The organism is Stomatohabitans albus (assembly GCF_036336025.1).
GTDB lineage: Bacteria > Actinomycetota > Nitriliruptoria > Euzebyales > Euzebyaceae > Stomatohabitans > Stomatohabitans albus.
The window spans coordinates 1-917 of the sequence record NZ_JAYKKE010000010.1; the positions used below are offsets into that span (position 1 = coordinate 1).

Genomic DNA, 917 nt, shown 5'->3' on the forward strand with positions numbered 1-917 from the left:
GCCTGGTCCAGTGCCGAGTCCGAGTGATGAGACTCGTCCGAGTGGCAATGTTGTGCTGGAGCGGTTGAGTGGGGCGTCTCGTGTGGAGACGTCGGTGGAGTTGGCTAGGGCTGATTTTAAGGTTGGGGCTGAAACGGTCATTGTTGCGCGGGCTGATGTGTTTGCTGACAGTGTGGCTGGGGTTGCGTTGGCTGATGCGTTGAAGGCGCCGGTGTTGTTGACCCAGCCTGATCAGTTGCATCCTGTGGTTGCGGATGAGGTGAAGCGGTTGCAGCCTAATGGTGGCCGTGTGGTCATTTTGGGTGGTGAGGTTGCGATTGAGCCTTCGGTTGAAGCTGCGCTGGTTAAGTTGGGTTCGAAGACGGAGCGTGTGGCTGGGGTGAACCGTGCTGGCACGGCTGTTGAGGCGGCAAAAATGCTTGCCGGTCTTGGCAAACTTAAGCAGGTGTTGGTGGCTGATGGTGCTGATTGGCAGTCGGCTTTGGTGGCTGGTCCGGCGGCTGCTGAGGTTGATGGGGTTACGTTGTTGACCAATGGTGCTGCCATGGCACCAGAAACCGCAGCTTATTTGAAGGATATTTCAGTTCCGGTAACCACTGTTGGGGGGAATGCACGAAAGGCTTTGCCCGGTAAACGGGTGGTTGATGGGGCTGACCCTGCAGCGCTGAGTGTTGCGGTAGCAAGAACGTTCTTTGGTAGGCCGAAGGCGGTTGGGTTTGCGACAACAGCAGCCTTTGCTGATGCGTTGACAGGTGGGGTGCATATTGCGCGTAAGCATGGGCCGTTGATGTTGTTGCCGGCATCGACACCTGAATCTGTGAAGGGGTGGTTGAATGGTACGCCGTCGCTTGAACGGGGGTATGTCTATGGTGGACCAACTCGTATTGGGGATACCCAAGTTGAGCGGTTAACGAAGT

At 56.6% G+C, this 917-nt stretch carries 1 protein-coding gene; it reads left to right on the forward strand.

What is annotated here, in order from left to right:
- The coding region (locus VCU37_RS09310; protein WP_336250374.1) for a cell wall-binding repeat-containing protein at positions 1 to 917 on the forward strand (917 nt) is incomplete at both ends.